Annotated in this window: 14 protein-coding genes; 7 read left to right on the top strand and 7 right to left on the bottom strand. The window is 51.2% G+C overall.

What is annotated here, in order from left to right:
* Positions 1-100: 100 nt before the first annotated feature.
* From rlmD to HJV72_RS05870, 3 genes are all read right to left on the bottom strand, one after another.
* Entirely contained in the window at positions 101-1582 is a 1482-nt protein-coding gene (gene rlmD, locus HJV72_RS05880; protein ID WP_208069482.1) for a 23S rRNA (uracil(1939)-C(5))-methyltransferase RlmD, read from the bottom strand.
* An 85-nt stretch (positions 1583-1667) separates the two neighbouring features.
* Positions 1668-2609 carry a 3'-5' exoribonuclease YhaM family protein gene (locus HJV72_RS05875; protein ID WP_208069481.1) on the bottom strand — a complete coding sequence of 314 codons (942 nt, stop codon included), beginning with the start codon at positions 2607-2609 and terminating at the stop codon, positions 1668-1670.
* 16 nt (positions 2610-2625) lie between these two features.
* The gene (locus HJV72_RS05870; RefSeq protein WP_208069480.1) at positions 2626-3900 is read right to left on the bottom strand and encodes a S1C family serine protease; all 1275 of its coding nucleotides are present in this window, start codon (positions 3898-3900) and stop codon (positions 2626-2628) included.
* A 118-nt stretch (positions 3901-4018) separates the two neighbouring features.
* Here HJV72_RS05870 and HJV72_RS05865 point away from each other — a divergent pair, with 118 nt between their 5' ends.
* From HJV72_RS05865 to HJV72_RS05855, 3 genes are read left to right on the top strand one after another with little or no spacing between them, the layout of a single operon-like run.
* Positions 4019-6394, top strand: a complete 2376-nt coding sequence (locus HJV72_RS05865) for an endonuclease MutS2 (protein WP_208069479.1) — start codon at positions 4019-4021, stop codon at positions 6392-6394.
* A gap of 19 nt (positions 6395-6413) precedes the next feature.
* Complete coding sequence (locus tag HJV72_RS05860; protein ID WP_208069478.1) at positions 6414-7118, top strand: response regulator transcription factor; 705 nt, start codon at positions 6414-6416, stop codon at positions 7116-7118.
* A gap of 11 nt (positions 7119-7129) precedes the next feature.
* Entirely contained in the window at positions 7130-8545 is a 1416-nt protein-coding gene (locus tag HJV72_RS05855; protein WP_208069477.1) for a sensor histidine kinase, read from the top strand.
* A 5-nt stretch (positions 8546-8550) separates the two neighbouring features.
* Here HJV72_RS05855 and HJV72_RS05850 read toward each other — a convergent pair whose 3' ends face one another.
* Both HJV72_RS05850 and HJV72_RS05845 read right to left on the bottom strand, forming a co-directional pair.
* Positions 8551-9987, bottom strand: coding sequence for a C45 family autoproteolytic acyltransferase/hydolase (locus HJV72_RS05850; protein WP_208069475.1), 1437 nt, complete (start codon positions 9985-9987; stop codon positions 8551-8553).
* A gap of 51 nt (positions 9988-10038) precedes the next feature.
* Positions 10039-11229 carry a substrate-binding domain-containing protein gene (locus HJV72_RS05845; protein WP_243765536.1) on the bottom strand — a complete coding sequence of 397 codons (1191 nt, stop codon included), beginning with the start codon at positions 11227-11229 and terminating at the stop codon, positions 10039-10041.
* 242 nt (positions 11230-11471) lie between these two features.
* Between HJV72_RS05845 and pflB the strand changes: the two genes are divergently transcribed.
* From pflB to HJV72_RS05825, 4 genes are all read left to right on the top strand, one after another.
* Entirely contained in the window at positions 11472-13586 is a 2115-nt protein-coding gene (pflB, locus tag HJV72_RS05840; RefSeq protein ID WP_208069473.1) for a formate C-acetyltransferase, read from the top strand.
* A gap of 58 nt (positions 13587-13644) precedes the next feature.
* Positions 13645-13887, top strand: a complete 243-nt coding sequence (gene grcA3 / locus HJV72_RS05835; RefSeq protein ID WP_066571935.1) for an autonomous glycyl radical cofactor GrcA3 — start codon at positions 13645-13647, stop codon at positions 13885-13887.
* A 96-nt stretch (positions 13888-13983) separates the two neighbouring features.
* Positions 13984-14739, top strand: coding sequence for a pyruvate formate-lyase-activating protein (gene pflA / locus HJV72_RS05830; protein WP_208069582.1), 756 nt, complete (start codon positions 13984-13986; stop codon positions 14737-14739).
* 132 nt (positions 14740-14871) lie between these two features.
* A complete protein-coding gene (locus tag HJV72_RS05825) occupies positions 14872-15042 on the top strand; it encodes a DUF362 domain-containing protein (RefSeq protein WP_082912677.1) in 171 nt (56 codons plus the stop codon).
* Between the two features lie 115 nt (positions 15043-15157).
* On the opposite strand, the gene dgoD is transcribed toward HJV72_RS05825, so the two are convergent.
* A complete protein-coding gene (gene dgoD, locus HJV72_RS05820; protein WP_208069472.1) occupies positions 15158-16306 on the bottom strand; it encodes a galactonate dehydratase in 1149 nt (382 codons plus the stop codon).
* Positions 16293-16952, bottom strand: coding sequence for a bifunctional 4-hydroxy-2-oxoglutarate aldolase/2-dehydro-3-deoxy-phosphogluconate aldolase (locus HJV72_RS05815; protein ID WP_243765534.1), 660 nt, complete (start codon positions 16950-16952; stop codon positions 16293-16295). The genes dgoD and HJV72_RS05815 overlap by 14 nt, the downstream gene beginning before the upstream one ends.
* Between the last annotated feature and the right edge of the window lie 13 nt (positions 16953-16965).

Raw genomic sequence — 16965 nt, 5'->3', positions numbered from 1 at the left:
CTTTCTTGGACGCTTTAATTTCTCTGCCACATTAGGCGCATCATACATTGTCAGTATGCTCTTTAAAGCCGTATTTTTTCTCCGCATATTCTTTAGCATTCTATATATAACTTTCGGTCTTGTCTGATATTTCTTTTCCCGCTCTAATATTGCATCCAACGACATTACCCTCACCCTTCCCAAACTCCACCTTCACATTGATAACACTGTCCGGTGAATTGTGAGATAAAAGCACGATACTTTCCACATGCACGCTATGCGGAAACATATCCACCGCCTTCACCTTCCCCACTTCATACCCTCTCTCCCTCAGGTACTTCACGTCCCGGGCCAGCGTAGCGGAGTCGCAGCTCACATACACAATCTTCTCCGGCCGCATTTTCACCATCGTCTCCAGCACGGATTCCTCACAGCCTTTCCTTGGCGGATCCACGACGATGATATCGCCATGGATTCCGTCTCTTTCATATCGTTCCGGCAGCACTTCCTCGGCCTTCCCCACGTAGAACTGCGCATTCTTTATCCCGTTTATCTGCGCATTCTGTTTCGCGTCTTCGATGGCCTGGGGAACGATTTCCACTCCGTACACCTGCTTTGCCTTCCTGGCCAGGAATAGAGAGATGGTTCCGATGCCGCAGTACAGGTCCCACACCGTCTCATTGCCGCTGAGGCCTGCATATTCCAGCACAGTTCCATAGAGCTGTTCTGTCTGAACAGGATTGACCTGATAGAAGGAAAGCGGGGATATGTGATACCTGATGTCGCCGATAAAATCAGTGATGTACTCCTGTCCCCACAAGAGCCCGGTCTCACGGCCCATAATTACGTTTGTCTTCTCCCGGTTGACGCTGTAGGTAATGCTCTTCATCCCCGGAATTGCCGCCAGGCGCTCTGTAAGGATATGGCTATGGGGAACTTCCGTTCCATTAATGACGAGGCACACCATAATTTCGTTCGTCCTGTGCCCGCTGCGAATCAGTATATGGCGGACAAGCCCCCTGTGGCTTGTCTCATCATAAGGCGGAATCTGATATTCCTTCATAAACGTTAAGATAATCTCCAGAATATCCTTGTTTTCCCCTCTTCCGATGGCGCAGTCCATATGAGGGATTATCTGGTGTGTCCTCCCAGCGTAAAAACCGGTAATAATATTGCCTTCCCTGTCCATGCCGACCGGGAACTGCGCCTTGTTGCGGTAATGGAACGGTTCCTCCATACCGCAGATGGGCTCCATCACCTCCTGCAGCAACTCTTCCGGTACATCGCCAATCCGTATGAGGTTATTCCTGACCTTCTCATTTTTATATGCAAGCTGCCGTTCATAAGACATCGCCTGTATCTGGCATCCCCCACACTGACGGGCCACGTCGCATCTCGGTTCGGTGCGGAATCCGGACTTTGTATGAATATTCATCAGCCGTGCATACCCATAATTCTTCTTGGCCTTCGTCACCTTGGCTTCCACCACGTCCCCGATGACAGCATCCTTGATAAATAAGGTGTATCCGTCTACCTTTCCTATCCCTTCCCCGTTCACTCCGATATCTTCTATCGCAACCATAACTACATCATTTTTCTGCATAATAATTCTCCTTTCCCCAAAAAGGTACAGGGCAAAAGCTAATTTGGGACGTAACACTTTTGAATTTTGTTACGTCCCCAATTATCTACACGCTGGTCTTCCGCAGGTTCGACTCGAACAGGCGGTTATAGCCGAGCCAGTCATTGCTGTTTTTATCTTTGAATATCTCTGTCAGTGTCTGCATCTTTGCGTCGGTGCAGTCTGCAAAGTTGAGCGCCAGCGCCTCTGCCAGCGCCGGCTTCTTTGGTGAGCCGTATTCGAGCTCTCCATGGTGCGCCACGATGCAGTGCTTCAGCTCGCTGGCAAGCTTCTCCGGAAAGTCCGGTATCGTGCGTACGGCATCGCTTACCATCTCTACGCCGATGACGATATGTCCAAGTAGCTGACCGTCGTCTGTATAGTCGTTCTCCGGAAATGCGGAGAGTTCCACCGTCTTGCCGATATCATGGCAGATTGCCGCGGCATAGAGCAGGTCTTTGCTAAGTATCGGATAAGCGCCCGTCATATATTCACACAATTTCACGACGCTCAGTGTATGTTCCAGAAGGCCTCCTGCAAATCCGTGATGTACGCTCTTTGCGGCGGAGTGCCCTTTGAATTTCTTAATAAATGCTTCGTCATTCACGAAATAGTATTCCACTGCCTGACGAAGGTATGAGTTGTCAATCTGGCCGATATATCCGAGCAGTTCCTCGTACATACTGTCAGGACTCTTCTCCGTCGTCGGCATGTAGTCAGCCGCCACGTATTCCCCTTCCTGGGCCTTTCTAATCTGCTTTATGTTCAACTGGAGATTGTTATTGTAGCTCGTCACTTCTCCATAGCATTCTATAAAATCCATCTCATCATAATCGGCGATTCCGCCGGAATTCGGGTCCCAGACCTTTCCATCCAGAGTTCCCGTCTTATCCTGCAGCAGCAGGTTGTCATATGGCTTGCCGTTTCTTGTCTCTGCGGAACGCTTTCCTTTGCAAAGGTAGATGTTCCTTATTGTCTCGCCCTCCTGTAGGGTATTAATGTATCTCATATAGCTGCCTCTTTCTTTATTCTTTACTTCCTATCGTCACGTTGAAATCGATGTCAACATAACCGCCGGAGCCTTGACGCTGGCCTTTTATCTTCACTTTGCTGCCAACCGCCTTGTCAATGAGCACGGACTGGTAGGCCGATACGGTCTTGACCTCAGCGCCGCCGATGCTCGTAATGATGTCGCCGCTCTGGATCCCTGCAGACATGGCCGGCGAATCCACCTCTACTTCTTTTACGTACACACCTTGCGGAATCCCCTGCTGTTCAATGCTCTCTGTCACATCGATGCCAAGTATCCCGATATAAGGCACCGCTTTCCCATTCGAAAGCAGTTCAATCAGTTCCTTCAGGTCAGATATCCCATATGCAGTCGTAAGCTTCATACTGTCCTCATCGGATATGCTCTGGTCGATAATGCCGGTGACTTCCCCCTTCAGGTTGATGATGAATCCGCTCCCCTTCACCGTGCCCGGTATGTCCGTACAGATGAGCCGGTACTGTCCGTCCGCGGTGTCAACGACATTCTTGTTGGAAGAGATGATGCCGTAACCCGCGCCGCCCGCATAATTAAAGGGCTTACCTATCGCTATGGCAGTCTCGCCCTTTGATAGTGAATTAGAACTTCCCAGCACTGCAATCTTCGACTGGGACCAGGTACTTTCCTGAATGTCTTTTCTGTTGACCGCATAGATACCAAGCCCGAGGTTGGAATCCTTTTTCTTCACTCCCGCCTTATACGTCTTACCGTCATAGAAGGTGACTGTCACTTCATTGCTCTCTTTTAATATAGATGTCTTTCCAAGTATGAGTAGCTGCTGTCCATTGTCTGCAATGATGAGGCCCGACACGCTGTTCTTCTTATCGTAATCGGCCTCCAGCCAGCCTTCCTCCCCTGCTATCCCGTTTATCTCTACGACACTCTTCGCCGCTTCCTGCGCGACTGCATTTAACGCCTGATTCAACTGGCGGTAGCTATCTGCATCGAGAACCTGCTGCGTGCCGTCTTTTGTGCCGTCCTCGTCTGCCGTGTCCTCCTGCTCTTCTTCTTTCGGAATGGTGACTTTCTCAGGATTGCTCTGAAGCTGCCGCTCAAACCACGGTTTAAGCACACAGAAACTAAAGCTGGCCGCAATGCCGAATACAAGTCCAAGTCCAATCATCCGCAGTATATTTTTCCTTGTCTTCTTTGTTCCGCCCGCCTCGTCCTTGATTGTTTCCTGCAGAAAAGAATATTCTTGCTCTTCTTCCTGCTCTTCTGTATGTTCTAGTGGATCTTTTTGTTCTTCCATAGACATAGCAATACTCCTTTACAATCCTTAATATAGTATACCGTATCACCGGTGAATGTTCAATATTTATCCTTTTCTTTATGGGACAAATAGGTTAGAATAAGTCTAGGTGAATAAAATGAATCAAAAAACATTAGTAAAACTCGAATACAATAAGATAATAGAGATGCTGACCGGACACGCGTCTTCTCCTGCCGGAAAGGAACGGTGCCGTAAGCTCAAACCGATGACGTCTCCGGGGGATATACAGGCTGCCCAGGAACAGACGGCCGCCGCCTTTACCCGTATAGTAAAGAAGGGACGGCTTTCTTTTAGTGGAAACTGCCCTGTAGAGGACTCTATGAAACGTCTGGAAATCGGTGCCGTCCTTGGAAGCGGAGATCTGCTCCGCATCTGTAAGCTTCTGGAAGCCGCAGGCCGTGCCAAGGCATATGGACGCCATGAGACTACTGACGAGCTGTCCGACTGTCTGGACTCCTATTTTGAACAGCTTCAGCCGATTTCAGTTCTGTCCGGTGACATCCGCCGCTGTATCATCGAAGAGGATGAGATCAGTGATGACGCCAGCAGTACGCTGAAGAACATCCGGCGCCAGATGGGCCAGATCAACGATAAAGTACATGGGACATTGAACAGCATGGTAAATGGTTCACTCAGAACCTATCTGCAGGATCCGATCATCACCATGCGCGGAGACCGGTACTGCATCCCCGTGAAAGCGGAACACCGGAGCCACGTACAGGGGCTCATACACGACCAGTCCTCCACCGGATCGACCCTCTTTATCGAACCTATGGCTGTCGTAAAACTGAATAATGATTTGAAAGAGCTGTATGCAAAGGAACAGGAAGAGATACAGGTCATCCTGGCCCGTCTGAGCGCCGGGGCAGCCGAGCACTTACCAGCCATCCGGCTGGACTTTTCAGTGCTCACGGAGCTGGATTTCATTTTTGCCAGGGGCTCCCTTGCTCTGGACATGAATGCCAGCATGCCTCTGTTCAACACAGAAGGGCGCATTCATATAAGAGAAGGCCGGCATCCTCTTCTCGATAAGCATACCGTCGTACCGATAACGGTGACATTAGGCGATGCCTTTGACCTTCTTATCGTCACCGGCCCGAACACGGGAGGCAAGACCGTCTCCCTCAAGACCGTCGGGCTCTTTACCCTCATGGGCCAGGCAGGGCTCCACATTCCTGCCCTTGACCGTTCAGAGCTGTCCGTGTTCCACGATGTATATGCCGATATCGGGGATGAGCAGAGCATAGAACAGAGCCTGAGCACCTTCTCTTCCCATATGACGAATATCGTTTCCTTTTTGAAGCATGTGGATGAACGTTCTCTCGTCCTTTTCGACGAGCTGGGCGCAGGCACCGATCCGACAGAAGGAGCCGCTCTCGCCACTTCTATCCTGAACCATCTGCACGAACGGGGTATCCGGACCATGGCAACCACCCATTACAGCGAATTGAAAGTATATGCCCTCACAACACCGGGCGTGGAAAATGCGTGCTGTGAATTTGACGTGGAGACGCTTCGTCCTACGTACCATCTGCTCATCGGCATACCCGGCAAAAGCAATGCCTTTGCCATCGCCGGGAAGCTTGGACTTCCTTCCTATATTATAGAAGATGCAAAGCGGCATCTGTCCGAACAGGACGAGTCCTTTGAAGACCTCCTTGCAGATCTGGAGACAAGCAGGCGCACGATAGAAAAAGAGCAGGATGAGATAGCGGCCTACCGGCGGGAGCTGGAACGGCTGAAACACGAGGCAAGCCAGAAGCAGAAAAGACTGGATGAACAAAAAGAGCGCATCCTGCGGGAAGCAAATGAAAAAGCACATGCTATCCTGGCAGAGGCCAAGGATGTGGCTGATGAAACGATACGTAATTTCCACAAGTTCGGCAAAGAGAACATCTCTGCCGCGGACATGGAGAGAGAACGGGAACGGCTCCGCAAGAAAATGAATTCCACCGCCACCGGCATGAGCCAGGAGGCGAAAAAGCCGAAGAAGCAGCACAAGCCAGGAGATCTCAGACTCGGGGAATCCGTCCGGGTGCTGAGCATGAACCTGAACGGAACCGTGGGCTCTCTTCCCGACTCGAAAGGTAATGTCACAGTTCAGATGGGAATACTCCGCTCCCAGGTCCATATCTCTGACCTGGAGATTATTGAGGACACACCTGCATACTCCGCAAAGCAGATGCATAAGACAGGCAAGGGCAAGATGAAGATGGGCAAAGCCTTCTCGGTAAGCCCTGAAATCAATCTTCTCGGCAAGACGGTAGACGAAGCCGTCGCAGAACTGGATAAGTACCTTGATGACGCGTCGCTTGCACATTTATCTACAGTACGTGTCGTCCACGGAAAAGGAACCGGCGCCCTGCGCACAGGCATCCATAACTACCTGAAGCGGCAGAAACGTGTGAAATCATACCGCCTCGGCGCTTTTGGTGAGGGGGACGCCGGGGTTACGATAGTGGAACTGAAATAATACTTGAAGGAGGCCAGTTATGGTAAACAAGCAGAAAATATTGATTGTAGATGATGATGAAAATATAGCCGAACTCATCTCCTTGTATCTGACGAAGGAATGCTTCGACACGATGATGGTACATGACGGGGAAAAGGCGCTTATCGCTTATGATACGTACCAGCCGAACCTGATCTTGCTCGACCTCATGCTTCCCGGAATCGACGGTTACCAGGTCTGCCGGGAAATCCGTTCCAAGTCCAACGTACCTATCATCATGCTTTCCGCCAAAGGGGAGGTATTCGATAAGGTCCTCGGCCTGGAGCTCGGTGCCGATGACTATATGATGAAGCCTTTCGATTCGAAGGAACTGGTGGCCAGGGTAAAAGCGGTCCTCCGCCGCTATCAGGCGGTCCCGAAGGTGGAAGAACCGGCAGAAGACAAGGGGAAATGCGTGGAATATCCCGGTATCGTCATCAATCTGACCAACTATTCCGTCGTCGTAGACGGAGAGAATGTAGATATGCCTCCAAAGGAGCTGGAGCTTTTATATTTCCTCGCCTCCTCCCCGAACCAGGTCTTTACAAGGGAGCAGCTGCTGGATCAGATATGGGGCTATGAATACATCGGGGACACCCGTACCGTGGATGTCCATATCAAACGGCTCCGTGAAAAGATTAAGGACCACGGCACATGGGGACTCAGCACCGTATGGGGAATCGGGTATAAATTTGAAGTAAAATAAGAGGAATGCACATGCGCAGCACACTGTATCTAAAGTTTATAATTGTATATATCATCTTCGGATTCCTAGGCTTCTTTACAATCGCTACTTTGACGTCAGGACTGACGGAAGGGCGGCTTGAGGACTATACGTCCGGCAGCATGTACAAGGAAGCTAATATCGTGGCAAGCGATTATCTCCCGGACTATTTTTCAAACCGCCTGACATCCTCCGACGTGCATCTGCAGCTGAGGGGCATGGAGTCACATCTGGACGCTGCCATATGGTTCGTGGACCGGGAAGGCAAGATTATCGTCTCCGCCCAGTCCGACAATTACCCGATGGCACCTGAACAGATTATAGACTTTAATCCGGCGGAAGGCGGAAGTTCCCAGTATCAGGTAGGCGATTATCATGGATGCTTTGACGAAGAAGTTATTACTGTCATCGCTCCTGTGGTATATAACTATACTCCAAAAGGCTATCTGATCATACACAAGCATATGTCGGATGTCATGGAGATTCGTGACCTGCTCCTCAACTCGGTATACATCTCCATGGCCGTCATATATATCCTGTCCTTCATCATCCTGCTGGCGTTCCAGTTCTTTGTCTACCGCCCGCTGCGCAAGATAACGGAGGCCGCCACCCAGTATGCCTCCGGCAACCTGGACTATGAGATTCCCCTGAACACGGAAGATGAGATGGGTTATCTCGGCGCTTCCCTCAACTATATGTCCTCGCAGCTGAGAGATATGGAAGACTACCAGAAAAAGTTCGTGGCTAATGTGTCACATGATTTCCGTTCTCCGCTCACTTCCATCAAAGGGTATGTAGAAGCTATGGTGGACGGTACGATACCTCAGGAACTTCAGGAAAAGTATCTTAAGATTATTTTATTTGAGACAGAGCGTCTTACCGACCTGACACAGGATCTGCTTACGCTGAATGAATTTGACACGCAGAATCTTCTGCTGAACAAAGAATCCTTTGACATCCACGAAATGATAAAGAATGTGGCCGCTTCCTTCGAGGGCACGTGTACGCAGAAAAAGATATCCATCGAGCTAATATTTGCCACAAAGCACTTATGTGTGAATGCAGATAAACGTAAAATCCAGCAGGTGCTTTATAACCTGCTGGACAATGCGATCAAATTCAGCGATACGGATTCCGCCGTCACTATCGAAACCACGGAACGCGGGGATAAGGTATATACCTCTGTCAAAGATTATGGAATCGGCATACCACGAAATGCACTTAACAAAATCTGGGAGCGGTTTTACAAGACAGACCTGTCCCGGGGAAAAGATAAGAAGGGAACCGGGCTCGGACTTGCTATCGTCAAAGAGGCAATCCAGGCACACGGTGAGAATGTAAATGTAGTGAGCACGGAAGGCGTCGGCACAGAATTCAGCTTCTCCCTTCCAAAAAGCAAGCCGGAGTAGGTAACCTACTGCCGGCTCTCTTCATGTCCGAATCTCGTCCAGGGCCGGCTCGGCCGGTCTCTTAGGAATTCTCTCAAGTGGTCGAACTGGGGATTGGCCTCTAGGAATTTTGCCGCACAGAACGGCATGCCGCATGAGCTCCCCCATCTGGCCCACAGGCTCCGTTCCAGCGCATCGGCAGAAGTGGCTGTCACGCCATCGACGGCCCCTCTCGGCTCATAAGGCGCCGGACGGCCAGGCTGGCTCATATATTCTCTCATATCCAGCTCGTAGTGGGAACATACCGTTCTGGAACCCGGATTCTCTTTCTTAAGATATACGTCATAGTGATCTGCAATTATCTTCTGGGCGGCCTCATTATCTATCCTGCCCTTGTATTCTTCCATAAGCTGCGGAATCCTTACCTGCCTCGCACCCTGGTGTCTGCGTATATCGGCAAAGCCGCTGTCTGCACACTCGAGGTTACGGATACGCGGATCCAGAGGCGCGTTGAAGCCTGCGTAATATCCGTCTTTCGTCTTATCGATATGATAGAACTTAAGCCCTGCCTCGAACCGCATGATTTCATTCGTCTCTATATCGCCCACAAACCAGGTATTGGCATAACCTCCATTGTTGTCTTTCCAAAACAGCTCGACGAATTCGTCCGGCGTCACGGCATACTGGACCGCATAACGGATTCTGGCGAACTCCGGAACCTTCTCTGCATCGTAGACATTAAAGCCTCCTATCGTAGTCTCCGTTATCATAAGCCCTTTGCCGGCACCGGTCCTCGTTTCATAAAAGTCGGACAGGCTGTGGATATACCCCGGCAGCGTCTGCATGATAAAAGGGCTGCCTTGTTCCGGTACGATGTCTGCTATGACATTCATATAATTACAGTTTTCAAAAGGGGTAAAGCTGTTATGGGCCATGACAATCCTGCCGTCAGCCGTATAGGAGCCCGTCGCTATAAACGCGCTGCAGCGGTCATCCGCCCGGCCTCCCCGGCATCTGGATACCCCTCCTTTTACGTGCCGTCCGGACATGCTGTCGTATATCTCATCTACCGCGGTCGGAAGCCAGTAGTTCATAAGCTCTTCGTAACCATTCCATAGAATCAGGTCGTCTATCGTCAGGCGGCTGGAGGGAATCTCTTCTCTTACTCCCCGGACCATCCCGTCCATCTCCGTCAGGAATTCTTGGTATGGCACCCGGTTCATCTGTCTCTTCCATGTAGGAAGGATGCTGAAGCTGCTTTCTTTTAGGAACTTCCAGTCCAGCCCCGTCTGCAGCTCCACAAGGCGTGATGCTTCCCAGACGGAGGCTTCTATTTCCCCGGCCATAAGCCTTCCATAAGAATATCCTCTTTCCAAAGGGCTTCCTTCTACATGGACAAAATTCCATCCATTTTTATCTGTACGGTAATTATGTTCGTCTAGCCGCTTCTTACTGCTTTCCATGTTTTCCTCACCGCAGTCCGCACCACAGAAGTGCAGAACATCCATCTGATTTTAATATAATAATTTTTTGATATCTTTCTCTTTATAATTCTCCTCAGTCACCCAGGTATAGCCCGTATTCACGACTGCTTCATTGCCGGCTTTCATGGCGGCCCTCGCTGCGGCGACTACCGTCGCATATCCCATGCCAAATGGATTCTGTACGATGAGCCCCGTAATCTTGCCTTCCGACAGTGCCTCCATTATTGCGTCATCCGTGTCATATCCGATGATCTTCAGATCCTTGCGTTCGAGCCTGTCAACGGCGGCCACAACCATATTGACGGCTTCGCCGCTTGTCGCATAGCAGCCCTTGACATCCGGATGCTTCGCAAAGAGGTACTTTATGACATCTTCTTCCGATATGCTGTCAGGTGCTATCTCTTCCGTCGGCTGTTCCTCTCCGTCCCTTTGGTATGTTCCTGCATTTATCTCATCTGCGACCCGTTTCTGCATCTCAGGCAGCTGATCCTTGTGGCAGGCATCCACCACATCCACATTCGGATGCTGCTCCGCAACCTGCGCAGCGAATGACTGTTCCCGCTCCTGTGAGGACTTGGACTTGGAGTCATTGGCAAATATGATAATCTCTCCCGCGTCGTCTATGGCTTCCGCCATCTTGTCTGCGGCCGCCCTTGCACTCTTATCGTTATCGGACTCGACCGTAGCCATCAATCCCTGGTAATCACTGCCGGAATCAAACGCCACGACCGGAATGTCTCCCTCTGCCGCAAGGTCGAACTGTACATCGCACGCTTTCGCATCTACCATGGCGATTCCAAGAGCCACCGGATATCTGTCCAGCTCTTCATCCAGTATGTTAACCTGCTCGTCCACATCATAAGCCGTGGCAGGTCCGCTGTATGTCACTTTAATCTTGTCTTTTCCCTTATATCCCAGTTCCTTGTTCAGATCGCTGACCGCCTGAAGGACTCCCTTCTCTACTGCTTCCCAGTATTGCCCGTCGGCACTTTTTCCGATGATGGAGATATAAGAGCCCGGCTCCAGGGTCAATCCGTTGATATTGCTGTACGCCCTCGGCTGTATCATATCGAGGCTGCCCTGATATTCCTTCTCTGTATTTTTCTTCTTTTTATCTTCTGAATTATCTGCTTTTGCATCACTGACATTACCCGAAGCGCACGCACTTGCCAGCATCGTCACGCATAGCGCCGCTGCAACAGCATTCCATAATCTTTTCATAATTCCAACTCCCATATATAATAAAATCTGCTTTTCCAACAAACACTATACACCAAAACAGTGAAAAAGTGTTGAAAATTTTCTTAATTTTTATATTAGAATCTTCTTTTGTATACTGTATCCCATTTAGTACAAGCAAATATGTTGACGGAGCTATATATTATCCCATATAATGATAAGGCAGAAGTTAGTCTAAGTTAACCAAATATTTTACAATTCATATAACAACAGGAGGAGACATGATGGAACACAAATGGCATGCCGATAGCTGGGACGGGTTCAGGCCGGGGCGCTGGAACCGTACCTCTGTAAACGTAAGGGATTTCATCCAGCTCAATTATACCCCCTATGAGGGGGAAGATTCTTTTCTCGCAGGTCCGACCGAGGCCACGGACAGGCTCTGGAAACAGGTGATGGAACTGTCCAGGCAGGAACGGGAAGCAGGCGGCGTCCTGGATATGGACACGTCCATCGTCTCAGGAATCACATCCCACGGACCTGGATATCTGGATAAGGACAGAGAACAGATCGTAGGCTTCCAGACAGATAAGCCGTTCAAAAGGTCTTTACAGCCGTATGGCGGTATCCGTATGGCGGAAAATGCCTGCAAAGAAAATGGCTACGAGGTCGACCCTGAGATTGTGAAGATATTTACGGAATATAGAAAGACCCATAACCAGGGCGTCTTTGACGCGTATACGCCGGAGATGCGCCTGGCAAGGAAGTCGGCAATCATAACCGGGCTGCCCGATGCTTACGGGCGCGGGCGGATCATCGGCGACTACCGCCGCGTGGCGCTGTATGGCACAGACTGGCTCATAGAAGACAAGAAGCAGCAGCTGGAGACTTCTCTCGTAAGGATGACCGGCGACAACATCCGGCTAAGGGAAGAACTGTCCGAGCAGATCCGCGCCCTCGGCGACTTGCATAAGCTCGGAGACATCTACGGTTTTGACATCCGCAGACCTGCCCGGAATGCGAAGGAGGCTATCCAGTGGCTGTATTTCGGCTATCTGGCGGCGGTGAAGGAGCAGAACGGCGCAGCCATGAGCCTTGGCCGTACGTCCACATTTCTGGATATATACATTCAGCGAGACCTGGACAGAGGACTGATTACCGAGGAACAGGCGCAGGAATATATCGACCACTTTATCATGAAGCTCCGGCTCGTGAAGTTCGCACGTACGCCGGAATACAATTCCCTGTTCTCCGGGGACCCGACATGGGTTACGGAATCCATCGGCGGCATGGGCATCGACGGGAGGACGCTCGTGACACGGACTTCTTTCCGCTATCTGCACACGCTGGACAACCTCGGGACATCCCCGGAGCCGAACCTCACCGTGCTCTGGTCTACGAAGCTTCCGAGGAACTTCAAGGAATACTGTGCGAAGATGTCTATCAAGTCTTCTTCCATACAGTATGAAAACGACGACCTGATGCGGGTGACCCACGGCGACGACTACGCGATCGCATGCTGCGTCTCATCCATGCGTGTCGGAAAGGAGATGCAGTTCTTCGGCGCAAGGGCGAATCTTGCCAAATGCCTGCTCTATGCAATCAACGGCGGGGTCGATGAGCGGATGAAGGTACAGGTAGGGCCCCGGTTCCGACCGGTGGAGGGGGAATATCTCGACTACGATGATGTCATGTCCAAGTTCGACGACATGATGGAATGGCTGGCCAGCCTGTATGTGAACACGTTGAATATCATCCACTACATGCACGACAAATACAGCTATGAAAAGCTGCAGATGGCGCTCCACGACCGGGAAGTAAAGCGTTACTTCGCAACCGGGATTGCCGGCCTGTCTGTGGTGGCAGACTCCCTGTCCGCTATCAAATATGCCAGGGTAAGGCCTGTTAGAGATGAGGACGGCCTTGTCGTGGACTATGAAGTAGAAGGGGATTTTCCCAAATACGGCAACAACGATGACCGGGCGGATGATATCGCGGTAGAAGTCGTACGCAGCTTTATGGACAAAATCCGTAAGCACCACACCTACCGCCATTCCGTACCGACTATGTCCATCCTGACTATCACCTCCAATGTGGTGTACGGCAAGAAGACCGGTAATACGCCGGACGGGAGAAAAATGGGCGAACCGCTGGCACCTGGCGCCAACCCGATGCACCAGCGCGACACCCACGGGGCACTGGCATCCCTCGCCTCCGTCGCCAAGATACCGTTCCGGCATGCTCAGGATGGAATCTCCAACACCTTTTCCATCATCCCCGGCGCACTCGGCAAGGAAGACCAGATATTTGCCGGAGATCTGGATCTGGACAGAATCGAAGACTGCAAAGACCTGGCATGCAACATACCGAACATCGAAGACAGCATCGACAACGAATAACCCGGCTGCAGATTATAAGGCAGCCATGATAAGCAATCATTAAGAGGAGGAACTAGCTATGGCAGTAAACAAACAGCAGATAGATAACCTTGTAGCAATGCTGGACGGATACGTAGAACAGGGGGGACACCACCTGAACGTAAACGTATTCTCGAAGGAGACATTGCTGGACGCACAGAAGCATCCCGAAAGCTACCCGCAGCTCACCGTACGCGTATCCGGATATGCGGTAAACTTCATCAAGCTTACAAAAGAACAGCAGGATGACGTCATCGCCCGCACGTTCCACAATAACATGTAGGGACAGGGCAAGACGCGGTTGGGGACGGGGGTTTTTTAAAAAACCCCCGTCCCCAACCGCTCTTTACCCTGTCCCTTCTATAGAAATGGGGTGAATATATTGAAAGGATTTATACATTCGATCGAAAGCTGCGGCACGGTGGACGGCCCCGGCATCCGGTATGTCATCTTCTTCCAGGGCTGCCCGATGCGCTGCCTCTACTGCCACAACCCGGATACGTGGGAACCGCGCACCGGCAAGACGATGTCGGTGGATGAGGTGCTGGACGGATTCTACTCTAACCTTCCGTTCTACAGAAGCGGCGGCGTTACTGTGACAGGCGGAGAGCCGATGATGCAGATGGAATTTCTCACAGAGCTGTTTCGGAACCTGAAAAAGCATGATATCCACACATGTGTGGATACGTCAGGCATCATGTTCAACCCGAACAATGAGATATCTATGAAGCAGCTTGATCAATTATTATCACTTACGGACTTGATACTGCTTGATATCAAGCACATGGACGACCGCAGGCACAAGGTACTGACGGGCCACTCCAATGAAAGAGTCCTGGATTTTGCCCGCTATCTGGACGAGAGGCAGATTCCGGTCTGGATCCGGCACGTCATCGTCCCCGGCATCACGTTCTATAAAGAATATCTGCAGGAACTGGGGCGTTTTATGGCGGAGCTTGGCAATATCAAGGCCCTCGATGTCCTGCCGTACCATTCCATGGGCCGTTCCAAATATGAGAGCATGGGATACGACTATCCTCTCAAAGACACGAAAGAGCCGTCAAAAGAGGACGCCGAAGCGGCCAGAACGGTCATATTGTCCGCCTATAAGGCAGCGAAAGAAGCACCCGGATAAAGGGGATTTCCTTCGCGCTTTGTACTTAATTTAAAGCATGATTTTACTTGTATATTTAATTTATTTGTATTATGATAGGAATAGACAAAATTGGATTATGTCTATCGATAATTAAGAAGGAGGGTACATACTATGGCACACGTAATTAGTGATGAATGTGTAAGCTGCGGAGCTTGCGAAGCTGAATGTCCGGTAGGAGCTATTGCTCAGGGCGCAGACCATTATGAAATCGATGCAGACGCTTGTGTTGATTGTGGTGCATGTGCAGCTCAATGTCCAACAGGAGCTATTTCTCAGGGCTAATCGGTTTTTTTAATCAAGTGATAATGAAAAAAGCATTGCTGTAATCCCATGCGGTTACAGTCAATGCTTTTTTATTATCGGCAGATTTAGGACTGGCAGCCGTACCATCCGTGTCCTACCATTCTGCTATGGAACCGTCCTCGTGACGCCATACCGGATTCTTCCATGCGTGGGGCGCCATGTTTTCACTGACCACGAGCTCCTTATTCATATCGACGCCGATTCCCGGCAGATGCGGCAGATCCGCATACCCGTCCTTAAAGCAGAAGTCCTCCTTATTGTGCACATAGTCCAGCACCGACCTCCCCACATTATAGTGGATACCCATGCTCTGCTCCTGGATGACGGCGTTGTACGAGCACGCGTCGACCTGAAAGCAGCTGGCCAGCGCAATCGGCCCAAGGGGGCAGTGGGGTGCCAGAGCCACATCATACGCCTCCGCCATAGCGGCAATCTTCCGCACCTCTGTGATTCCACCCGCATGGCTCAGGTCCGGCTGGACGATAGAGACGCCGCCCGCCGACAGGAGGCGCCTGAAATCATATTTCGTGAAGAGCCGTTCCCCTGTGGCGATGGGAATGTTACAGTATGAGGCAATCTCGGAAAATGCCTCCATGTGTTCGCACAGGACAGGCTCCTCGATAAACATGGGCTCGAATTCCTCCAGCTTCTTCGCCAGAACCTTAGCCATCGGTTTGTGCACCCGTCCGTGGAAATCGATGGCAATGCCGAAGTATTTCCCACAGGCCTCCCTCACCGCGGCGGTCCGTTCCAGCACCGCGTCTATCTTCTCATAGCTGTCGATTATCTGCAGCTCTTCCGTCGCATTCATCTTGACGGCCCGGAAACCTTCTGCCTTCTTGGCAAGCGCAGCCTCCTTCACATCAGAAGGCCGGTCTCCTCCAATCCAGCTGTATACCTTTATCCTGTTCCGGCATGGGCCGCCCAGCAGCTCGTACACCGGCGCGTCGTGATACTTGCCCTTGATGTCCCATAATGCCTGGTCGATGCCCGCAATAGCACTCATAAGCACGCCTCCGCCCCGGTAGAAGCCGGCCCGGTAAAGCATCGTCCAGATATCCTCGATGTGGAGCGGATTCCTTCCGTACAGATAATCCGCCATCTCCCTCACGCATGCCAGCACGGCGCCTAAGTGTCCTTCCAGGACAGGCTCGCCCCATCCGGTCAGGCCGTCGTCCGTCACGATTTCTACGAAGCCCCATCGTGGGCGGACCGTATACGTATTAACCTCAGCTATCTTCATGGCAGATTCCTTTCTTGGCATATACATCGATACTATCCAAAAGCGAACGGATATACGCCGCCCCTTCTTCCCACTTCTCGTTCTTTACCATCTCTTCCGGCATCAGCCCTCCGGCCATTCCGACACCCGCATAGCCTTCCTCAAAAAATTGTCCGATATTAGATGGAGACACTCCGCCGATGGCAATATAGTCCGTGTCATCGTACGGCCCCTTCAGCGCCTTCACATATCCTGGCGGCACACTCCTGGCCGGAAACAGCTTCATCGTCTTGAACCCGTACTGCAGGCTTACCGCCACATCGCTCGGCGTCAGGACCCCGGGCAGAAGGGCGATGTCGTTGACAGCGCAGTATTCGAGCACATCCAGCGGCGTGCCCGGTGTCAGGAGGAACTGGGCCCCCGCGTCGAGTGCCTCCCTGGCTGACTCCACCGTTATCGCCGTGCCTGCCCCAATCCTGCATCTGTCTCCAAAATGTTCCCTCAGCGCCTTGATCTGCCCGATACCATCCGCACTGTTAAGGGCAATCTCAAAAAACGAGATGCCTCCTCTTACTACAGCTTCCGCGTAATCTAACGTAAGCTCCGGCGGAACATTTCTGAATATGGCCAGCACCGGATTCTCTGATATAACTGGATACATATCCATTTTCATCGCCCTC

It is taken from the genome of Extibacter sp. GGCC_0201, from assembly GCF_017566055.1.
GTDB lineage: Bacteria > Bacillota > Clostridia > Lachnospirales > Lachnospiraceae > Extibacter.
This window is presented reverse-complemented; position numbering and strand designations above follow the sequence as displayed.

Bases quoted from the DNA above. Each gene is read 5' to 3' on its own strand.
- HJV72_RS05815 (WP_243765534.1), bottom strand. From the start codon at position 16,952: ATGGATATGTATCCAGTTATATCAGAGAATCCGGTGCTGGCCATATTC.
- HJV72_RS05870 (WP_208069480.1), bottom strand. From the start codon at position 3,900: ATGGAAGAACAAAAAGATCCACTAGAACATACAGAAGAGCAGGAAGAA.
- rlmD (WP_208069482.1), bottom strand. From the start codon at position 1,582: ATGCAGAAAAATGATGTAGTTATGGTTGCGATAGAAGATATCGGAGTG.
- grcA3 (WP_066571935.1), top strand. From the start codon at position 13,645: ATGGCAGTAAACAAACAGCAGATAGATAACCTTGTAGCAATGCTGGAC.
- HJV72_RS05850 (WP_208069475.1), bottom strand. From the start codon at position 9,987: ATGGAAAGCAGTAAGAAGCGGCTAGACGAACATAATTACCGTACAGAT.
- pflB (WP_208069473.1), top strand. From the start codon at position 11,472: ATGGAACACAAATGGCATGCCGATAGCTGGGACGGGTTCAGGCCGGGG.
- HJV72_RS05845 (WP_243765536.1), bottom strand. From the start codon at position 11,229: ATGAAAAGATTATGGAATGCTGTTGCAGCGGCGCTATGCGTGACGATG.
- dgoD (WP_208069472.1), bottom strand. From the start codon at position 16,306: ATGAAGATAGCTGAGGTTAATACGTATACGGTCCGCCCACGATGGGGC.
- HJV72_RS05875 (WP_208069481.1), bottom strand. From the start codon at position 2,609: ATGAGATACATTAATACCCTACAGGAGGGCGAGACAATAAGGAACATC.
- HJV72_RS05825 (WP_082912677.1), top strand. From the start codon at position 14,872: ATGGCACACGTAATTAGTGATGAATGTGTAAGCTGCGGAGCTTGCGAA.
- HJV72_RS05855 (WP_208069477.1), top strand. From the start codon at position 7,130: ATGCGCAGCACACTGTATCTAAAGTTTATAATTGTATATATCATCTTC.
- HJV72_RS05860 (WP_208069478.1), top strand. From the start codon at position 6,414: ATGGTAAACAAGCAGAAAATATTGATTGTAGATGATGATGAAAATATA.
- HJV72_RS05865 (WP_208069479.1), top strand. From the start codon at position 4,019: ATGAATCAAAAAACATTAGTAAAACTCGAATACAATAAGATAATAGAG.